Raw genomic sequence first — 18,808 nt, 5'->3', positions numbered from 1 at the left:
GCTTCTACTCCGTAAAATTCTTTCTTCGGTGGTTTGGAGAACTCAACGCCTTTTGCTTTCAGCTCTTCGTAGGTGGCATATATATCTTTACATTCAAAAACGCCAAAGCCAAATGTACCTCGCTGCACGAGACTGCGCATTTGTTCTGCAGCTTCCTTGGAGAACATCATACCTTCTTTCACGGGCATCAGTGTAATTTCCAGTTCGGGTTGATCGGGAGGAGTTACCGTGAGCCATCGGGTATCGGGCCCCATCGGTGCATCGGTGGCAACCTTGAAGCCAAGTTTGTTTACATAAAAATCATAAGCGCTGTTCTGGTCGAGAACATAGACGCATACGTGCGACATTTTGCTGATCATATATATTCCTGTTTATTAAATGAATCTGGCTCAAAGGTCAGACTCATAAAGTGAAGTCACTTCTCGAAAATTGCTTTTTTATTCCAGCCATTCTTTCCGGCAAAGCATCCGGGTACAAAACCAAGCGGTTGCTTGCGCAGTTGATCCTGCAAGGCACGCTGCTGCTCCGCATATACAGAAGGAGCTATACCAACCATGCGTTTAAATAATCCACTGAAAGAACTTATACTTTCAAAGCCTACTTCATAACATACATCGGTTACCGCTGTACCGGAACGTAATAACTGTGTTGCTTTTTCTATCCGCACAAAAGTGACGTATTGATGTGGCGTTTTGCCATATATTTTTTTGAACAACCGGATGAAATGAAATTTCGAGAAGAGTGCTTCATCGGTAATATTATCGAGGTCTATTGCTTGTGCGTAATGTGTATCGATAAATAGTTTAGCGCTTACCACGCGCCTGTATAAATAAACTCTCGGGTATTCCTCTTCTGCCATGGCAGTAAATATTTACTCGCGCGTTAAAAATACAAAAGCCCTGACGATAGTCAAGGCTTTGGCATCGGTTCACTTTATCAGCAACCAGATGCAGTATTTCTACAATGCCGGCTGAGCGAGCATCAACCCGTCCTCATACATTCCCTGTTCGGATCAGGCTGTAAGCACCAGCAAACCATAAGTAAGCAGTGCCGATACTACAATTTTCAAAAATGTTACGATGGCTTTCATACAATTTATAGTTAATGTTTACAGCGAATCCAGAAACTTGATCAGGTCAACCAGTGCCTGTCTGCTTTTTACAACACGATTGTGTACGGAAACATCATCCTGGTTTACCGATTGCACTGCGGTGCGTTCCGCTTTCTTTTTCTTGAACAGGTTACTCTTCTTTAAGAATATCATAGGCTCTAACAGGTTTGCGTAATAATTATTTTTCAGGATCGTTAACCTTTTACACCTGAATTGTATCTAAGGGTGGCATAAGAATTTAACTTAAAAAGTCTTTTAAAGTATCTGCAATGAGAAAGCAATTCAATCGAAGATGTATCTGGATAGGGTCAGCCTTTACAATCATTATTTCACTGCTTCTATATTTTACAGACGATAAGCCTTCCAGAAATCATGCGCAGGCTGCTGCCCACAAACTATATCAAAAAAGCCTGTATATTCCTTCCAAGAAATAATACTATATATACATCTCTCATCGGCATGAAGTGAAGTATATATTATATACCTCTGCAACAACCAGCCTTATGCCATGGCTTTCGTTACCATAATTTTAGGAGAAGCATTCGCTACTACCCGCTTGCGTACAGATCTTAGATGAGAAGTGTTTCTGGTATTCTGATGATTTCTTACCCTTTTTGGTGAAGTATCTTCCATAGGGAAGAAAAGGCGTGCAAGCAGATACGTAGCCGTCATAAAGAGTGCGTAGGCCAGTATAAATGTTAGGATTATTGTTAAAACATTCATAGACAGTAAATTTGAAGTCTATAAACGAAAATAGAGTGCCAGAAATTTCAACGCGTTTCCTATAGTAATTTACAGGGGTCTGTTGAAATACTCCACAAATCTGCGGACTCAGTTCCCCAATTCGACACACATTTGTTACCCGTTTAGTATCGATCAAACTTTTCAACAAGTATATCTTTCCTTCACCTTGTGGCATTGGTTTTTATACTTCTTCCGGCAAAAACGCTATAGTATGGGAGATCTATTGTATATCATAGCAGTTATCCTCATTATCGGATGGCTGCTCGGAGCATTTGTGTTTAGTGCAGGAAGTATCATTCACTTGCTGCTCGTAATAGCCATTATAGCTATACTGCTTCGGCTTATCCGAGGCAGAAGTGTTTAGCGGTTATTCTGGATTCATTTCTATGGGCAAGGCCTCACGCATCACGTGGGGCCTTTTTGATTATTTACACACGCCTGTTTTTACTCCCGGAAGCAAGAATAATTCGTTATATTTGTTAAGGGTACATGAAGGCTCATTCATACATTATTTATTACTTAACATTTTGTATCATGAACATTTTTGTTGCAAAACTAAACTTCAAGACTCGTAAAGAAGACCTCGAAGCTGCGTTTGCAAAATTTGGTCAGGTAACATCTGTCAAGATTGTACGCGATAAAGAAACAGGCCGATCCAAAGGCTATGGCTTTATCGAAATGGCAAATGATGACGAGGCCAACTCTGCGATCGCTGCATTGAATGAAAGAGAATTAGACGGGAAAGTAATTATTGTGAAACCGGCTAACCCCAAACCTGCTGCTTCCGGTAATTACTGATTACATTATTGAAACCTTTTCGGGTTGTAAGTCCTCCGATAATTTCGGAGGACTTTTTTATTTATACAGTATATATCTTGTCGGAAGAATGATATTTTTATACTCCATGTTTTATTAAACCTGAGCCCCCCGTGAACAACTCCTATTTCTCCGCCCGTGTTATCGGCTTCTTTCTTGGTCCTATATTATTTTTCGCTGCCCTTCTATTTATACCGGCCGATTTTATAACACCCGGTGCTGACAAAGTATTGGCTGTTGGTGCGTGGATGATTACCTGGTGGGTAACCGAAGCCGTTGCTATACCTATAGCAGCATTGTTGCCGTTGATCTTGTTCCCCTTTCTGGGAGTAATGAAATCAACCGAAGCAGCATCGCCTTATGCAAACCCGATCATCTTTTTATTTATGGGCGGATTTATGATCGCGCTCGCTTTGGAGAAACACCGCCTGCACGAACGTATCGCGCTAAATCTTATTCGTATTACCGGCACATCCGGCAATGGAATTATACTCGGCTTTATGCTTGCTACCGCTTTCATCAGTATGTGGATCAGTAACACCGCTACTGCCATGATGATGCTTCCTATAGCTTTATCGGTAATCAACCTGCTCAAGAAAGATAAAGATCAGCAACCACACGAGCTACCGAAAGCTGAACGCAACTTTGCCTTGGGACTTATGCTGGCGGTTGGCTATGCTTCTACACTGGGAGGGCTCGCCACGGTAATCGGCACTCCGCCTAATGTTGTATTCAAAGGATTACTGGAAGACTTCTATCACCAGAAGATAGACTTCGGTGAATGGATGCTGGTAGGTGTACCAGTAGCTGCTATATTATTACTGATGACGTACTGGATGGTAACACGTTTACTCTTCCCGAATCATCTCGATAAAATTGAAGGCTCGGATAAACTCATTGGAGAAAAGCTTGAAACATTAGGCAGGATCAGAAAAGAAGAAAAGTATGTGATGATCATTTTCGCGATCACTTCTTTTCTCTGGATCTTCCAGGAAGCGATTGATACCTATATAATCGGTAAAGATACTTTTAACGACACCAACATCGCGATGATCGGTGGCATGGCCATGTTTCTGGTGCCGGTAAATCTGAAGGAGAAGAAATTTTTACTCGCATGGAAAGACACGCAGCAAATGCAATGGGGTATATTGATACTCTTTGGAGGCGGCCTGTGTTTAGCGGAGGGTCTTGAACAAGCTGGTATCATTCAACTGGTGGGCGATTATATAGCGGCACAAAGTACATTTAATGGCTGGCTCATCTTTATGCTGATCACAGTAACCGTAGTGCTCTCGGAGTTTATGAGTAATGTAGCATTGGTACAGATTTTTGTTCCGGTAATCTTCGGTATAGCCAACGGACTAAAGATAAATCCGATCCTGTTGGGCTTGCCGGTAACATTTGCTGCCAGCATCGGGTTTATGTTTCCGGTGGCTACTCCTCCCAACGCGATCGTTTTTTCGAGCGGCTATATCCGCATGAAAGATATGGTGCGCGCAGGATTTTTGCTGGATGTATGCTCGATCCTGATTATTCACATAGCATCGATCACATTAATGATGTGGATATTCCGTTAGCACATTGACAGATTATAAAAACAATTTGACTGAAAAGAATATAGGTTTACCAGATTCGTTTTAGCAATCATTACCTTTATGTTGTTGTATGCAGAGGGTCGGTACTACTGATCTTCGATGAGTTGAACGGATATGCCATATTACCAAGATAACCAGGACCCGGCTTCGATGAAGCAAAAAGTACTGGCAGGTTTCCTGCTGGCATTTGTTGCTATTATACTTGCATTGGGTATAACCCATTTTTCGTTTCGCGAAATGCTCGACACCGTTGATGAACTTTCGGAGCCAAACGAAAAGCTCTCCATCCTGAACAGTGTATTCGAAGAGATCACTACACTCGATCAACTACAGCGCGCAGAAGCGATACAAAATCCGGGCAAGCCCTATAAAACATTTCTTAATCAATCGAAGACAGTTTCTAACATGATTGACTCACTCATGCTATTGCCGTGGGATAGTCTGCAATTGCTACGCCTATCTTCTATGAAAGAGATATTGCATCAGCGGAATAAACTTTTCTTCTCATACCTCAAACTCAAATCGCGGTATGCGGAGAAGAAACAATTTACCAGCCGGCTCGATACACTCTCTACCATTATAGAACAAAGTCAGATCGATACCAGTGTAGTAACAACACAGAAAAAAACAATCACAACGTTTACGGACTCTATCGTTCAGCAAAAAGAAAAAGAACGCTCGGGGCTCGCCAAATTATTTGGCAAAAAGAAAAATACTACGCCTATACCTGAAACACACATCAAGGTACAGGAAGAACTGAGTGTAAAAGTAGATACACTCGCATTTGCGCGGCAGAACAAAGCGCTGGAAGAAGTGGAGCGCATTATGCAGGAGCTGGAAGCAAACCAGGTGTCGCAAAACAAAAGACTTCAACATCGCGAACTGGAGCTGATACATGCCAACAGTCTTTTCATCAACCGCCTCCTCAATACACTGCACGAAGTGGAAAATGAAGAATTACAGAAGATGCGCAGCAATAACAATCGCGCAGGTGTACTCTTCAATCAAAATATATCGCGCATCAGTATTCTTGTAGTGGCATTCTTTCTCATTGCGGCTATACTGGTATATTTTATCTGGATGGATATCAGCAAGAGTAATTATTACAAGGAACAACTGGAGCAGGCGCGCGATGAAGCCGAAGAGCTCAGCAAGATCAAAGAACGTTTTCTCGCCAACATGAGTCACGAGATACGTACGCCATTGCAATCCATTATCGGCTTTGCCGAACAGTTGCGTACACAGGGAGGCCATCATAAAGAAGCAGCAGAAGCCATACACAGTTCGTCCGAACATTTACTGCATATCGTAAATGAGGTGCTGGACTATAGCCGCATTTCATCCGGAAATTTTTCCATTGTGCAAGAGCCCTTTCAACTGCTTCGCCTGGTGCAGGAAGTAGAAGATGCTATGCGCGTGCAGGCTGATAAAAAGAGTCTCACCTTTTTGCTGGATACAGAGCAGGCCAATGAATATACGGTAGTAGGAGATCCGTTTCGTTTGCGCCAGATACTCTATAACCTACTGGGTAACGCTATCAAATTTACCAGCAAGGGCTATATCAAGCTCATGGTAAAAACAACAGAGCAAAACAATCATATAGCCTGTACATTTGAGGTGACCGATACCGGAGTGGGTATACGCAAAGAAGATATAAAACGCATCTTCAACCAGTTTGAACAGGCTGGGTCTTCTGTTATGCAACAACAGGGTGGAGGTTCAGGGCTGGGTCTTACCATTGTTCGATCGCTGGTGGAAGCACAGCACGGAAACCTGGAAGTATATAGCGAGCCGGAATCAGGTTCTACCTTTACTGTAAAGCTTACCTTCGAGCGTGCCGAAGATATACAACCGGTCACTCCCCTGTCAACCGAGTTTGTTACGAGTGTCCCTTTCACCGGCAAGGTAATTCTGGTGGACGATGATTCAATGATTCTGCGACTGGGCGCGCTTATACTGGACAAGCATGGTATAGCCAACAGTATATATCAGCAGGCAGAGAAACTCCTGGCACAATCGCCCGATCCGGAAGTAACACATATACTCATTGACATTCGCATGCCGAATATAAATGGTATTGATCTATGCAAAGCGCTGCGAAAAAAATACGATGCCTCCACATCCTTTATAGCGCTCACCGCACATGTGTTTCCGCAAGACCAGCAGAAGTTACTCGATGAAGGATTTGACAAAGTATTATCGAAGCCGTTTCACGAATATGAATTGTTATCGTTACTGGGTATATCTTCTGCGGCTTCAACAGCATCGTTAGCCGAAGAATCGGTGCTGGATTTTTCTGCTGTACGCCAGATGACGTTGGGCGATGAAGAACTTTTTCAGGCGGTTATCAACCAGTTTGTAGAAGAAACCTCTTCTGATCTTCAGCTGCTGGATGAACACCTGCAGCACAGCAATGCTGCGTTACTTCGCGATGTAGTACATAAACTTGCCGGCCGCATCGGCCAGATGGGTGCCCTAAGTCTCAGCAAGAAACTGCGCGATACAGAACATGCATTGATCAATGGCGAAAAAGTGGAAGACCTCTCTGCTCGTATAAAAACTTTAAAAGAAGAAGTCGATCGATTGGTAAAAAATGTTCGTGTAGTGGTAGAGTAACCGTATAGCTGTAAATGCTATACTATATATTTACTCAATACCGTACTTCTCCATTTTAAGATATAGCGTTTTGCGGTCGATGTTCAGTATACGGGCTGCTTTTGATTTGTTATAGCGAGCTTCCTTTAACGTGCGAACAATCATTTCTCGCTCCTGTACTTCCTGCAATGCTTTCAAATCGTAGATCGGAATTTTCGGTTGTCCTTTTACCTGCATTTCTTTTATAGCGGTGAGCATTTCAGCAGGTATAGCATCTACCTGCACACGATCGCCCGTGGTAAGCAGCACTGCACGCTTCACAACATTTTTCAGTTCGCGCAAATTACCGGGCCAGTCGTACGAAGTAAAAATAGACATCACTTCATCATCAAAGCCGATAACATTTTTACCGAGCTCCTTATTGGCACCGCTTCTGAAGAAGATAAGAAATTCTTCCAGGTCGCTGCCACGCTCGCGCAACGAAGGCACGCGCATTTTAAATTCGTTGAGGCGATGGTATAGATCTTCGCGGAACTGACCTTTCTTTACACTCTCTGCCAGATCATCGTTGGTAGCCGTAATGATGCGTACATCTACTTTTATCTCGCGATTGCTGCCGACAGGCTGTACGATGCGCTCCTGTATAGCACGGAGTAATTTTACCTGCACTTCATACGAAAGATTACCTACCTCATCCAGGAAGAGTGTGCCACCATTGGCCATTTCAAACTGTCCTGTTTTATCTTGCGATGCTCCCGTGAAAGCACCTTTCACATGACCGAACAATTCGCTGGCGGCAAGATCTTTTGAGAGCGCACCACAATCAACTGCTATAAAATTCTGCTTGGCACGTTTACTCTGCTGATGTATAGAACGCGCTACATACTCTTTTCCTGTACCGCTTTCGCCTTCAATGATCACCGACATATCGGTGGGTGCTACAAGACGTATATAGTCGTGCAATTGTTGAGAAGGTATACTTTTACCTTCTACAAACGAACTATTGGTAACAGGTGCAGCCGTAACTTCCGGTATACTGCGCTTTTCTTTTTTCTTCAGTGCCTGCGATACGATCATCAACAGTTCATCCGGATTTACCGGTTTCGTTATATACTCAAATGCACCAGCCTTGATCGCTTTTACTGCTGTGCGTATATCCGAGAAACTGGTCATCATAATTACCGGTGTATCGGGCGATGCATTTTTTATATCTACCAATATATCCATACCGGTAGCATCGGGCAGGCGGTAGTCCAGCAGCACCAGATCGAACGAACCCGAAGTAAATGCCTTGAGGCCGTCCTTTGCTTTGTGACTGAGTTCTACGGAATATTTATGCTTCTTCAGGAATCCTTCCAGTATCCGCGAAAAAGTCAGATCGTCTTCAATTACTAAAATGCTGGTCATAGAAGGCGAAAAATAAAAAAGAAAGCCGGAATAATTTCCGGCCTTCTTCTAAAATAACAATAGGGATTGTTTGGAGGGGCAATTAGTCTATCTTTTTACCTTCCTTGTCAAACTTCACAGTTTTAGTTTCAGCACCGTTCTTCAGCTCAACTTCGTACGTATTTTTTGTTTTATCATGATACGCAGCGTTGATCAACCATCCACGGTAGTCTTCACCTTCCAGAGCTTTTTTAACGGTTTGTGGAAGTTCTTCAGCTTTGATCTTTACTTTATCACCTTGCAATTGTGTAGACTCTGTAGCAGCCGGAGCCGGTTCGCTTGCAACCTGAGCATTAGCAAATCCAACACCTGCAACCAAAGCGAATAGGACGAACATTACTTTTTTCATGGTTTTAAAAAATTAAAAGTTAAACATTTGATTTCTGAACCATGAAGGATACAAAGCTGTGCCAGCCAATAGGATGATTGAATAATTTACTGCACACCAACTACTTACAGATTATATACAACATACTACATCCATGGCAGGTGTTGAATAGTTCTACAACCTGTTGGAAATCGGGTACGATGCCCGAGGTACTCTCACACAGTTTTTATAAAACATCTGTTGCTATAGTTAACGCATACCGCATGCTTACAGTTACGGTATAAAAAAGGCCGGATATATACCGGCCTGTGTTATGACATGCATAAAAATATAGTACTGTATCTGCTACCTGTTTACCCTATATATTTACTCTTTCCGTTTCGCATTTTTATTTTCTTCAATGATATAGGCAAGACCAAGCCCTATACCGCCAAAGATGAACAGCATAGAGAAGTAGGCTACTTCTTCCTGCATATCGAAATTGCGTTCAAGGATGTGGCCCATCAGCAAACCGAGGCCGGCACCAATCAGCAGCAAGGCTGAACGCAGAGGGAAAGAGGTATTGCGCGGCTTCCGGATATTCAGAAATTCAGGCCCCACACCTTTCTCGATCATAGCCATTCGTTCGGTGTTTTCGTACTTGCGCAGATAGATGATCATAATGAAAGCACCTACAATCGATATGATCGGTATCATGATAGCGAAAAATTCAACATTCATAGTCTTCGTGATTTATTGTTTTGCCCCTTTGACGCTGCCGAATTTGAGTACGTTACAGGTGCGCATAAAATTTGTGAGGAAGTTTTTTATTCCGGAAATTCATCCCACTACCTGTAACCACGGCTTAACATGGTGCGTCAAACGCGACAACATGATAACTGATCCGGATCTTCCCTTTATCGACAGGATTCTGTCGGGCGAGCAATCTGCGTTTGCAGAGCTGATCAACCGGCACAAGAGCTATGCCTATACCATAGCGCTGAAGATACTACAAAACAGACCTGAAGCAGAAGAGGCCGCACAGGATGCTTTTATTAAAGCATTTCATAACCTGAAGAACTTTAACCGGCAGGCAAAATTTTCTACATGGCTTTACCGGATCGTGTTTAACACTTCCATCAGCTATAAAAGAAAGAACAACAAAGTTTTTCAAAGTATAGAAAATACGGTAGTAGTATATAACCAGGAAGGTGAAAGTTTGCTGGAAAAAACGGACAAGACTAAATATCTTCACCAGGCCATGAGCAAACTGAACGAAGCAGACCGCACAGCCCTCTCGTTATTTTATCTGGATGAGTTTTCGCTGGACGAGATTGCTGCTATTACGGGTATACCGCCCAATACTGCAAAGGTGCGCATTCACCGTGCCCGCCTGCGACTGGCAGATGAATTGAAAGTATTATTAAACCACGAAGCATTAACTTTGTAGGGATATGAAAAAAATATCACAGGCACTGGAAGAAAAGTTACTGGATTACCTCGATGGTAATCTGAGTGATGCTGAAGTGCGCGCACTGGAAGCTGAGCTGCAACACAACACTATATTACGCACACGACTGGATGCATTGCGACTGCTGGATAAAACGCTGCATATACCAGCCGAGCAACCATCGCGGAATTTTACAGAGCGCGTTATGCAAAATCTGCATCAGGCACCGGCCTCATCGCCCTGGTCTATTCGCAATGCTATATTTCTGTTAGCCGGTATACTTACAGCAGCAGGTATTGGAGCCTGGCTGGTAACGGCCGGTATATTTGATGGCACGGCAACGGTAAATCTCAACCAATCTGATCTGCAGAAAAAATTCTTCGAGGTAAATCTGCCTTCGCTTACACTGCAGGGCAAACGCATCGTAAATGTTATTATCATGCTCAATATTGTGCTGGCCTGGATTGTACTAGACCGCACTATACTTCGACCTTATTTTCACAGGAGGATGGAATCAGGCGCGTAGAATTTTTCCGTGACGGGGATCTTGCTATCTTACATAACTAACCAACGCACGATGCCCCAGTCTAATACCGCTTTCCGCAACGCTATTGTAGCCGCCCTGGGCGGTTTTCTTTTTGGTTTTGATACAGCCGTTATATCCGGTGTCGAAAAATCTATACAATCGCTCTGGCAACTTACCACCGCGCAGCATGGCTTTACAGTAGCCTCTGCGTTGATCGGTACAGTGATCGGTTCACTCGCAGCCGGTGCGCCCGCTGAAAAGTATGGACGCAAAAAAGTACTGCAGGCTATAGGGTTGCTATATTTGGTTACATCGCTTGTTACAGCACTCACACCTTCGTGGCCCTTGTTTATTGCATTCCGGTTTTTGGGAGGTATAGGGGTAGGCGCTTCATCGGTAGTAGGCCCGATGTATATATCCGAAATATCACCGGCACACAGACGCGGCCGATTGGTGGCGTTATTTCAATTTAATATAGTAAGTGGTATACTGCTCGCATTCATTTCTAATTATTTACTCTTTGGTATAGGCGAACATGCATGGCGCTGGATGTTGGGTGTGCAGGCATTTCCATCGCTGTTGTTCTTCATCTTTGTATTCTTTGTTCCGGAGAGTCCGCGCTGGCTGGTAAAACATCAGCATCCGGAAGAAGCGAAAAAAGTATTGAAAGAAATTGGTGAGCCCGATGTACCAACTGCCTTCAACACCATTCGCGAATCGCTGCAAGCCGATATACATCATGTAAAAGAAAGTTTGTTCAATGGGCAGTTTAACAAACCTATACTATATGCCGTGGCACTGGCTATGTTCAATCAGCTCTCCGGTATAAATGCCATTATGTATTACGCTCCTCGGATATTTGAAATGACGGGGCTCGCAAAAGATACTGCACTGCTTCAGGCCGTTTCGATTGGTGTAACGAATATGATATTTACTTTGCTGGCTATTTCCGTCATTGATAAGTTCGGACGAAGAACGTTGCTCGTTATCGGGTCAGTAGGTATGGTTATATTCCTGGGACTGGTAGCCCACGCTTTCTATACCCATCAGTTTGGTGGCTATGCGGTGATGCTATATTTGGTGGGCTTCATTGCCTTCTTTGCTTTTTCGCAAGGCGCGGTGATCTGGGTATTTATATCGGAGATATTTCCGAACAAAGTTCGTTCACAAGGACAGACACTCGGCAGTTCCACCCACTGGGTAATGGCCGCTGCTATATCGTGGACGTTTCCTATTCTCGTAGAATCATCCGAGAACGGAGGCTTCTATTCATTCTTGCTGTTTGCCATTATGATGCTACTCCACGGCATCTTCGCCTGGAAAGTATTACCGGAAACAAAAGGTAAATCGCTGGAAGGTATACAGCGCGATCTCGGTATTCATTGATAAGCTGTAAGCGTAAAGATTAAAGCAAAAAGCTTAAAAGGAAAGTATATATAGCTTTCCGCTTTAGGCTTTCTGCTTTAAGCTTATAAACCTTGTGCTTTCTGATCTTCCTCTTTCACTTCGGGGCATTCGATCTTCCAGTCTTTCGAAAGAGCGATCGTTCCTTCTTTCGCTTTCTTGATGATCTCATCGCGTTTCTTGCTGAACTTACAGCCTATATCTACATAGCGATATTTAGCGCCATCTACTTTAAAGTTAAAGTGACAAGTGTTTGATGCCTTGTGCGTTTTCATACAGGCGAACTCAATGTTATCGCCTTGGTCATAACTTTTAAATCCGGTAATGGCCAGGAATGATACCAGGATGCCATAGAAAATTACTTTCATGTGTCTGCAGGTTTTTAATCAAGAAGGTTTCAAAGATAAGGAACCACTGCGAAAATCAATGTGCACCATGTCGCGCAGGTAAACAGCTTGTCGCGGGCATTATACTTCCTGTCGATATATTTCCAATAAAAAAGCCCGCAGGATAACTGCGGGCTTTGTACAGGCTTGCACCTATAACTATTAATATCTGTAGTAGTCCGGTTTGAACGGACCTTTTACTTCTACACCAATATACTTTGCCTGATCGTTTGAAAGAACATCGAGTTCTACACCGATCTTCTTCAGGTGAAGGCTGGCAACTTTTTCATCCAGGTGCTTCGGCAGCATATATACTTTGTTCTCATACTTATCAGTATGATTCCAAAGTTCGAGCTGAGCCAATGTCTGGTTCGTGAATGAGTTCGACATTACAAATGACGGGTGACCCGTAGCACAACCTAAGTTCACCAGGCGTCCTTCAGCAAGAAGGATTACCTGACGGCCATTCTTCAAAGTATAAAGATCAACCTGAGGCTTCACTTCGTCCTTAGAAGCATTCTTGTTCAACCAGGCCACATCAATTTCATTATCGAAGTGACCAATGTTACAAACGATAGTCTTATCCTTCATTGATTCGAAGTGACGACCAAGCACGATACCGAAGTTCCCTGTTGCTGTAACAACGATATCAGCCTCTTTCACTGCATCGTCCATTTTCTTCACAGCGTAACCATCCATTGCAGCCTGCAATGCGCAGATCGGATCGATCTCGGTTACAATAACACGCGCACCTGCACCACGCAATGACGCAGCAGAACCTTTTCCCACATCACCGTATCCTGCAACAACGGCTACTTTGCCAGCCATCATAACATCTGTTGCTCTGCGGATCGCATCAACCAATGACTCCTTGCAACCATATTTGTTATCGAACTTCGACTTCGTTACAGAATCGTTGATGTTAATAGCCGGTAATGGAAGTTTGCCTGCATTCATACGTTCAATCAAGCGGTGAACGCCAGTAGTAGTTTCTTCAGATATACCACGTATACCAGCCACCAGTTCAGGGAAGCGATCCAACACCATGTTGGTAAGATCACCACCATCATCGAGGATCATATTCAAAGGCTTGCCATCTTTAAAGGCATATAGCGTTTGCTCAATACACCAGTCAAATTCTTTCTCGTTCATACCTTTCCAGGCATATACCGGAATACCGGCAGCCGCTATAGCAGCAGCCGCGTGATCCTGTGTAGAGAATATATTGCAAGATGACCATGATACTTCAGCACCGAGCTCAACCAATGTTTCGATCAATACAGCGGTCTGGATCGTCATGTGCAAACAGCCAGCAATACGCGCATCTTTCAATGGCTTTTGCTTGCCGAACTCCTCGCGGAGGGCCATCAGGCCGGGCATCTCAGCTTCTGCTAACTTGATTTCTTTACGTCCCCAGGCAGCCAGGGAAAGGTCTTTAACCTTGAATTTGAGTTTTTCGTCTACGGTCATTTTTGTAAGGATTTTCTTAACTGGGAACCCAAAAGTACAATAAAGGTTTGACATTCACAGGCTTTAAAGTACAGATATATAAGCCCGGCCGCTTCTCCGAACTATTGAAAGTATATTCCTGTTAGGCCATTGAAACGAAGCAATAGAAAATAAATAAAGCCATGAATAAGCCACTTACAATTCTCAATAAACCAGTTGTTAAGATCGATGTCGTATCCGATGTAGTTTGCCCCTGGTGCTATATCGGCAAGCGAAGACTGGAGAAAGCGTTGAATGAACTTTCATCCGAATACGATTTCGAAATTGAATATCATCCCTTCGAACTCAACCCGAACATGCCAGCATCCGGTGCCAACCACCGAGAATACCTGATTGAAAAGTTTGGCAGTGAAGATCGCTATGAGCAGATCACCGGCCAGACTGCACAGGTAGCAGCAGCGGAAGGACTCAACTTTAACTTCTCTGAAAAAAGTATATCGCCCAACACCCGAAAAGCTCACGCCATCGCCCAACTCGCCAAGGAAAAAGGGTTGCAGTTAAATATAGTGGAGTCTTTATTCAAGGCTTACTTTACCGAGGGCCTCAATCTCGCTGACGACAAGAATCTCGTAGCGGTAGCCGTAAAGGCCGGCCTCAACCAGGATGAAGTTGAACAATTATTGAAAGATGAGAATGCGCTTGTACAGATAGCGCTGCATGAACAAGAGATGTATAAACTTGGCATCAGCGGTGTACCGTTCTATATCATCAACAATAAGTACGGTGTATCCGGAGCACAGGCTTCTGAAACATTCGTGAAAGTACTACGCGATGTAGGACAGGAAATAGCCGCGGCCAATGCTTGTGATGTTGACGGGAAGAACTGCTAATGCGGTTGTGATTCGTTAAGTGTTACTCGTTATTCGAAAGAAGAATTCAGGATGGTGTCAGTTGTTCTCAACTGACACGCGTGGAAAGGAATCCTCCCTTAGATCTATGGATTATCGTTTCCTGATATAAAAGTATATTTCCTTTTATGGTGCAGTCGGATGGAAACACCCGACTGAACCATAATTTGCCTACACTATATATAGCATTGCTTTCGAATAACGAACAAGGAATATCGATCAATGAATGTTGAAGTATAATGCACGCTTGCTTTTTACTTTCAGCTTTGCTTTTAGTTTGTATTCATCTGCGTAAATCCGCGAGGTCAGCGGGAAAATGGCTGTTTATTCTGTAAAAATCTGTGAGGTCCGTGGGAAATTTTCTGCATTTTGAATATCGAACAAGGAACACCGATCAACGAATGTTGAAGTGAAAAGCTATTAACGATTAACGAAGCAGCTACTTCTTCCCCACGGGCTTTGCACTATTAACAGGCACCAGCTCTTCCTGCTTAACGGTAGCGGTTAACAAGCTTGCTTTGCCATTATCCCATCTCGTCCAGGCAGCCACGATCACACCTTTGTTAACTGTTATATAGCCACTCACTCCTGCATTGTTGTTCGACTTGAAAGGTGTTTCGCTGATCTTAATGTTTTTAAAATTACTGCCACCATCAACAGAGTGAGCGAGGTATACATCGGTATCTTCATCGCCATTCCGGGCGAAGTATAGTATATAGATATAGCCGGTTGCATGGTCGATCGTCATCCATGGATTATACTGGTGTACATCCGGTATATCTTCATTTACCTTTAGCAGGCTAGACCAGTTATCGCCATAATTATGCGAGCGCAGAAACCAAACATCGGTGTCGTGCTGCAACAAGTCGCTCCAGGTTATATAGAGTGTTCCGCGACTCCCGTTTTTATTACGATCCACCACAAACACCGGGGGTGTAAAACAACGCTTGCTGCCCGCTACTTCTTCATCACACGACTCTGACTGACGCGCTATTGCTATATCATTAGTAAGCCATTGTCTGCCATCGAAGGAACGATCCATAAAGATCTTGCTTTGATTAGACCATATACAATATTCTTTTCCATCCGGACTTTCAATCGCCATCGGTCCTATAGCGGTGTTACGATCATCTATACAGTTACCGGGCGTTTGTGAGAGCTCCATCGATTTATCCCACTTCTTTCCGTTCGATGATTTGGTGAGCTGTATCGTAGAAAGACAATTCGGGTCGGCATTGCCAAACTTATCGAACTGAGTATAGGTAACGTACAGATCATTCTTATCAGTGAGACTGACATTGGGATTCACCTGGTCTTTTGTTGACTCTGCATTGATAGCATTACCACCATCCCATTGTTGTCCGCCATCATCGGAGGTATAGCACCATATCCGGTTCACACCGCCTTCTGTCGCCTGCAGTAAATAGTAAAGATTGCCCTTGCTGTCGGATACCAGCACGGCATTGCTACCCTCTTTAAATACAGCTGCCGACTTCTGCCAGGTCTCTCCGCCATTGGTAGAGTAATAGACTATATTTCCTGCTGCGGCTGTGCTCAGTTGTATGTCTTTAGGATTGATGGCGATACTTGCTCGAACCGGTGCACCTGCTAATCCCGCTATAGTAGTATTTTTTATCTGGCCTGTAACATGGATGGAGATCGAAAGGAGAAAGAAAGCAGCAATAACCTTATTCATACGACAGGGCAAAAGTATAGCCATAAAAGTAAGGAAGCCTCTGTAACTAAAACAGCCTTTACATATAAGATATTTAGGATTTTATCTATATCTGTCCCATTCCAGCTGGCTCCCATCACCCTTCTTCCTGCTATAGGATATAGTATAGAGATGCCAAACCTGCCGTTATTCGCTTCATTCTTATACCCTGATCCTGGCGGATGGCTCCACCCGGGACTAATCCAGCCCCTTTGTTCTTCCGGATATACTATCGATATACTTTTCATCCGGAAATTCAGACCTCCACGTTGAAACAAGCGTATCGGGTTACAGGGCTTCGAATATGGATCTATAGACCTATAAATCAGCTTTTTATACGGATATAGGGATGGCTTGGCGAAATATAGTTATTCCGTGATTTACCAGGGGCGTCTGCCGGGTACGTTGTGAAGAAAATAACAATTATTTGACAGAAGATTTATTGTGATAAATACAGAAGTTTGACTTTCTTCATGCCTTAAAATCTAAAGTTATGATGAAGAAAATTTTTACGATCTCGTTACTGGCTCTGTCCCTGGCCGGGTATGCTCAGAAGATTAAAATCGTTGAAGGTAGCCTTGCACCTTTAAAAGGTCAAAAGTCTGTCAACACACAGTTTACGTATGATGACATGCTGATTGGCGGGAAAAGTATCCCTGAGAAAGAGTACATTGAAAAAAGAAAAAAGGAGCTTGACGAAAAGGAAGCCGGCCGTGGCGATAAGTTCGAGCAAGCCTGGTATGCAGACCGCAAAGAGCGCTTTGAACCACAATTCCGTGAATTGTTTGCCAAGCACTCTGAAATGTCTTCTGTAGATGAGAAAGCTCAATATACCCTCATCTTCCACACCACCCGTACGGAAGTTGGCTTTAACGTAGGTGTAGCCAGCAAGCCAGCCTATATCGATGCTGAAGTAACAATAGTTGAAACTGCCAATCCTTCTAAAGTGATTGCCAAGATCACTATTCTGAAAGCATTGGGTTATCAGGCAATGGGTATGGACTTCGAAACCGGAGTTCGCCTGCAGGAAGCTTATGCTAAATCCGGTAAGGAGATCGGCAAGCTGATCGCGAAAGAAACCAAGTAAGCTATACGCTATACTATATATAACTTTTATAGGTTAACGAGGGCAGCCTGTGTGGGCTGCCCTCATTTTTTCTCAGGATTTTCCCCAATGTGAGGAATGTTTACACAGAATCCGTAAAGTACACTTTTTACCGTACCAGTCGCTCAAGGCTACCAAAGCACCTGTCATCGCTATAAAACGCTGTTTATCTCTGATTCGGCCCCTTGCCAAAAAGTTTGTGCAGGAAGTTTGAAAGAGGGAGACTCAGAAACTAAACAATATGGCTATGATCAAAAGAATAGTATTTGCGCTACCCGTTATAGGTATGCTTTGGAGTTGTGGTACCAAAGAAAAGGAACAACTCCGGGCTCAGGTTGATTCTCTCCGTACAGAACTGCAAATGAGTCAGCAGACTGCAGCAACGCTTGATGAAGTAGGTGCACTCATCGACTCTATCGATGCGAGCCGTCAATTGCTCCGTACAGATGTAGTAGAGGGTACATCATACAAAGATTACAAGAGCCGTTTGCAAGGCATCAATCGCCACATTCAGGAAACTGAAGCGAAGATTGCAGAACTGGAAAAAAGTGTGAAGACCTCCAAGAATGCTTCAGCAGGTTACAACGCTACCATTAAGCGTTTGAAAAACGACCTCGAAGTAAGCACACAACAGATCGCATCACTGCAGCAGGAAGTTGAAAAAATGCGCGGTGAGAATCAGCAACTGGCTATGACGGTTTCTCAGCGTGATTCAACGCTCTCTGAAAGAGAAGGCGTGATAAAAATGCGTGAGCAGGATGTTGCCAACCTCGAAAACAAGGTGGTGGAGATCAATGCTCAGGCAAACAAAACGCAAGCTGATATGTACTATGCTCAGGCAGCAGCTTTAGAAACTGCCGCACAACGTACCAAGTTTGCTCCTAAGAAAAAGAAAGAAACACAGCGCGAAGCTTTAGAGTTGTACAAGCTCTCCTTGTCGCTCGGTAAAACTGAAGCGCAGGCTAAAATTGACGAGCTAGAAAAAGTAGTAGGTTAGGTTAAATTGCTCAGACAGGTAGGTTAGAGTAGAGTTAAGGTGGCACCCAGGTGGGGTGGCACCTTTTCTTATTTTAAGGCTGTTATCAGTTAATGTATATTCTACCCGCTCACTTCAACATTCGTTAATCGGTGCTCCCTGTTCGATATTCAATAACACAGATTAAACAGCCGAAATTATCTCCCACAGATTTCACAGAATGAACAACCTTTTATTTCCCTCAGATTAATGCAAGAGTCGTAAAGTCAGTGTATA

The 18,808-nt window shown here is 43.6% G+C and carries 20 protein-coding genes; 10 read left to right on the top strand and 10 right to left on the bottom strand.

Annotation, left to right across the window (positions count from 1 at the left end; translation table 11 throughout):
- From VIN08_RS01075 to VIN08_RS01060, 4 genes are all read right to left on the bottom strand, one after another.
- Positions 1–359, bottom strand: a 359-nt coding sequence (locus VIN08_RS01075) for a VOC family protein (RefSeq protein ID WP_331958927.1), incomplete at its 3' end; no start/stop codon positions are given.
- A gap of 56 nt (positions 360–415) precedes the next feature.
- Positions 416–859, bottom strand: coding sequence for an AraC family transcriptional regulator (locus VIN08_RS01070; protein ID WP_331958924.1), 444 nt, complete (start codon positions 857–859; stop codon positions 416–418).
- A 249-nt stretch (positions 860–1,108) separates the two neighbouring features.
- The gene (locus tag VIN08_RS01065; protein WP_331958921.1) at positions 1,109–1,264 is read right to left on the bottom strand and encodes a hypothetical protein; all 156 of its coding nucleotides are present in this window, start codon (positions 1,262–1,264) and stop codon (positions 1,109–1,111) included.
- A gap of 348 nt (positions 1,265–1,612) precedes the next feature.
- Positions 1,613–1,834, bottom strand: coding sequence for a hypothetical protein (locus VIN08_RS01060; RefSeq protein ID WP_331958918.1), 222 nt, complete (start codon positions 1,832–1,834; stop codon positions 1,613–1,615).
- Between the two features lie 232 nt (positions 1,835–2,066).
- Between VIN08_RS01060 and VIN08_RS01055 the strand changes: the two genes are divergently transcribed.
- From VIN08_RS01055 to VIN08_RS01040, 4 genes are all read left to right on the top strand, one after another.
- Positions 2,067–2,219, top strand: coding sequence for a lmo0937 family membrane protein (locus VIN08_RS01055; protein ID WP_331958915.1), 153 nt, complete (start codon positions 2,067–2,069; stop codon positions 2,217–2,219).
- A gap of 170 nt (positions 2,220–2,389) precedes the next feature.
- Complete coding sequence (locus VIN08_RS01050; RefSeq protein WP_331958912.1) at positions 2,390–2,653, top strand: RNA-binding protein; 264 nt, start codon at positions 2,390–2,392, stop codon at positions 2,651–2,653.
- Positions 2,654–2,784: 131 nt separating this feature from the next.
- A complete protein-coding gene (locus VIN08_RS01045) occupies positions 2,785–4,248 on the top strand; it encodes a DASS family sodium-coupled anion symporter (RefSeq protein ID WP_331958909.1) in 1,464 nt (487 codons plus the stop codon).
- Positions 4,249–4,380: 132 nt separating this feature from the next.
- Positions 4,381–6,882: a sensor histidine kinase gene (locus VIN08_RS01040; RefSeq protein ID WP_331958906.1), complete on the top strand. Its 2,502-nt coding sequence runs from the start codon at positions 4,381–4,383 to the stop codon at positions 6,880–6,882.
- 30 nt (positions 6,883–6,912) lie between these two features.
- On the opposite strand, the gene VIN08_RS01035 is transcribed toward VIN08_RS01040, so the two are convergent.
- The 3 genes from VIN08_RS01035 to VIN08_RS01025 all read right to left on the bottom strand — a co-directional run bounded on the left by VIN08_RS01035 (position 6,913) and on the right by VIN08_RS01025 (position 9,355).
- Positions 6,913–8,268: a sigma-54 dependent transcriptional regulator gene (locus VIN08_RS01035; RefSeq protein WP_331958903.1), complete on the bottom strand. Its 1,356-nt coding sequence runs from the start codon at positions 8,266–8,268 to the stop codon at positions 6,913–6,915.
- Between the two features lie 82 nt (positions 8,269–8,350).
- On the bottom strand, positions 8,351–8,656 hold the full coding sequence (locus VIN08_RS01030; protein WP_331958900.1) for a hypothetical protein: 306 nt from the start codon (positions 8,654–8,656) through the stop codon (positions 8,351–8,353).
- Between the two features lie 345 nt (positions 8,657–9,001).
- On the bottom strand, positions 9,002–9,355 hold the full coding sequence (locus VIN08_RS01025) for a DUF6249 domain-containing protein (protein ID WP_331958897.1): 354 nt from the start codon (positions 9,353–9,355) through the stop codon (positions 9,002–9,004).
- Positions 9,356–9,506: 151 nt separating this feature from the next.
- Between VIN08_RS01025 and VIN08_RS01020 the strand changes: the two genes are divergently transcribed.
- The 3 genes from VIN08_RS01020 to VIN08_RS01010 are packed head-to-tail and all read left to right on the top strand — an operon-like array spanning position 9,507 to position 11,976.
- A complete protein-coding gene (locus tag VIN08_RS01020; protein ID WP_331958894.1) occupies positions 9,507–10,064 on the top strand; it encodes an RNA polymerase sigma factor in 558 nt (185 codons plus the stop codon).
- A 4-nt stretch (positions 10,065–10,068) separates the two neighbouring features.
- Positions 10,069–10,590 carry a hypothetical protein gene (locus VIN08_RS01015; RefSeq protein ID WP_331958891.1) on the top strand — a complete coding sequence of 174 codons (522 nt, stop codon included), beginning with the start codon at positions 10,069–10,071 and terminating at the stop codon, positions 10,588–10,590.
- A gap of 51 nt (positions 10,591–10,641) precedes the next feature.
- Complete coding sequence (locus VIN08_RS01010) at positions 10,642–11,976, top strand: sugar porter family MFS transporter (RefSeq protein ID WP_331958888.1); 1,335 nt, start codon at positions 10,642–10,644, stop codon at positions 11,974–11,976.
- Between the two features lie 83 nt (positions 11,977–12,059).
- Here VIN08_RS01010 and VIN08_RS01005 read toward each other — a convergent pair whose 3' ends face one another.
- Both VIN08_RS01005 and ahcY read right to left on the bottom strand, forming a co-directional pair.
- Positions 12,060–12,362: a hypothetical protein gene (locus VIN08_RS01005; RefSeq protein ID WP_331958885.1), complete on the bottom strand. Its 303-nt coding sequence runs from the start codon at positions 12,360–12,362 to the stop codon at positions 12,060–12,062.
- 180 nt (positions 12,363–12,542) lie between these two features.
- Positions 12,543–13,850: an adenosylhomocysteinase gene (gene ahcY, locus VIN08_RS01000; protein ID WP_331958882.1), complete on the bottom strand. Its 1,308-nt coding sequence runs from the start codon at positions 13,848–13,850 to the stop codon at positions 12,543–12,545.
- Positions 13,851–14,011: 161 nt separating this feature from the next.
- Between ahcY and VIN08_RS00995 the strand changes: the two genes are divergently transcribed.
- The gene (locus tag VIN08_RS00995) at positions 14,012–14,719 is read left to right on the top strand and encodes a DsbA family oxidoreductase (RefSeq protein ID WP_331958879.1); all 708 of its coding nucleotides are present in this window, start codon (positions 14,012–14,014) and stop codon (positions 14,717–14,719) included.
- A gap of 457 nt (positions 14,720–15,176) precedes the next feature.
- Here VIN08_RS00995 and VIN08_RS00990 read toward each other — a convergent pair whose 3' ends face one another.
- Positions 15,177–16,433 (bottom strand): sialidase family protein, encoded by a 1,257-nt coding sequence (locus tag VIN08_RS00990; RefSeq protein WP_331958876.1) that lies wholly within the window; start codon positions 16,431–16,433, stop codon positions 15,177–15,179.
- 511 nt (positions 16,434–16,944) lie between these two features.
- Here VIN08_RS00990 and VIN08_RS00985 point away from each other — a divergent pair.
- Together VIN08_RS00985 and VIN08_RS00980 are read left to right on the top strand one after the other, a co-directional pair.
- On the top strand, positions 16,945–17,538 hold the full coding sequence (locus VIN08_RS00985) for a hypothetical protein (RefSeq protein ID WP_331958873.1): 594 nt from the start codon (positions 16,945–16,947) through the stop codon (positions 17,536–17,538).
- Positions 17,539–17,803: 265 nt separating this feature from the next.
- The gene (locus tag VIN08_RS00980) at positions 17,804–18,553 is read left to right on the top strand and encodes a hypothetical protein (RefSeq protein ID WP_331958870.1); all 750 of its coding nucleotides are present in this window, start codon (positions 17,804–17,806) and stop codon (positions 18,551–18,553) included.
- Positions 18,554–18,808: the final 255 nt, after the last annotated feature.

The organism is Ohtaekwangia sp. (genome assembly GCF_036568665.1).
In the GTDB taxonomy this organism is placed as follows: domain Bacteria; phylum Bacteroidota; class Bacteroidia; order Cytophagales; family Cyclobacteriaceae; genus Ohtaekwangia.
Note: the sequence above shows the minus strand (reverse complement) of the source record. Positions and strands in the feature narration are given on the sequence as shown.

Coding starts and splice junctions, on each gene's coding strand:
- VIN08_RS01070 (WP_331958924.1), bottom strand. CDS start 859: ATGGCAGAAGAGGAATACCCGAGAGTTTATTTATACAGGCGCGTGGTA.
- VIN08_RS01065 (WP_331958921.1), bottom strand. CDS start 1,264: ATGATATTCTTAAAGAAGAGTAACCTGTTCAAGAAAAAGAAAGCGGAA.
- VIN08_RS01060 (WP_331958918.1), bottom strand. CDS start 1,834: ATGAATGTTTTAACAATAATCCTAACATTTATACTGGCCTACGCACTC.
- VIN08_RS01055 (WP_331958915.1), top strand. CDS start 2,067: ATGGGAGATCTATTGTATATCATAGCAGTTATCCTCATTATCGGATGG.
- VIN08_RS01050 (WP_331958912.1), top strand. CDS start 2,390: ATGAACATTTTTGTTGCAAAACTAAACTTCAAGACTCGTAAAGAAGAC.
- VIN08_RS01040 (WP_331958906.1), top strand. CDS start 4,381: ATGCCATATTACCAAGATAACCAGGACCCGGCTTCGATGAAGCAAAAA.
- VIN08_RS01035 (WP_331958903.1), bottom strand. CDS start 8,268: ATGACCAGCATTTTAGTAATTGAAGACGATCTGACTTTTTCGCGGATA.
- VIN08_RS01030 (WP_331958900.1), bottom strand. CDS start 8,656: ATGAAAAAAGTAATGTTCGTCCTATTCGCTTTGGTTGCAGGTGTTGGA.
- VIN08_RS01025 (WP_331958897.1), bottom strand. CDS start 9,355: ATGAATGTTGAATTTTTCGCTATCATGATACCGATCATATCGATTGTA.
- VIN08_RS01020 (WP_331958894.1), top strand. CDS start 9,507: ATGATAACTGATCCGGATCTTCCCTTTATCGACAGGATTCTGTCGGGC.
- VIN08_RS01015 (WP_331958891.1), top strand. CDS start 10,069: ATGAAAAAAATATCACAGGCACTGGAAGAAAAGTTACTGGATTACCTC.
- VIN08_RS01010 (WP_331958888.1), top strand. CDS start 10,642: ATGCCCCAGTCTAATACCGCTTTCCGCAACGCTATTGTAGCCGCCCTG.
- VIN08_RS01005 (WP_331958885.1), bottom strand. CDS start 12,362: ATGAAAGTAATTTTCTATGGCATCCTGGTATCATTCCTGGCCATTACC.
- ahcY (WP_331958882.1), bottom strand. CDS start 13,850: ATGACCGTAGACGAAAAACTCAAATTCAAGGTTAAAGACCTTTCCCTG.
- VIN08_RS00995 (WP_331958879.1), top strand. CDS start 14,012: ATGAATAAGCCACTTACAATTCTCAATAAACCAGTTGTTAAGATCGAT.
- VIN08_RS00990 (WP_331958876.1), bottom strand. CDS start 16,433: ATGAATAAGGTTATTGCTGCTTTCTTTCTCCTTTCGATCTCCATCCAT.
- VIN08_RS00985 (WP_331958873.1), top strand. CDS start 16,945: ATGATGAAGAAAATTTTTACGATCTCGTTACTGGCTCTGTCCCTGGCC.
- VIN08_RS00980 (WP_331958870.1), top strand. CDS start 17,804: ATGATCAAAAGAATAGTATTTGCGCTACCCGTTATAGGTATGCTTTGG.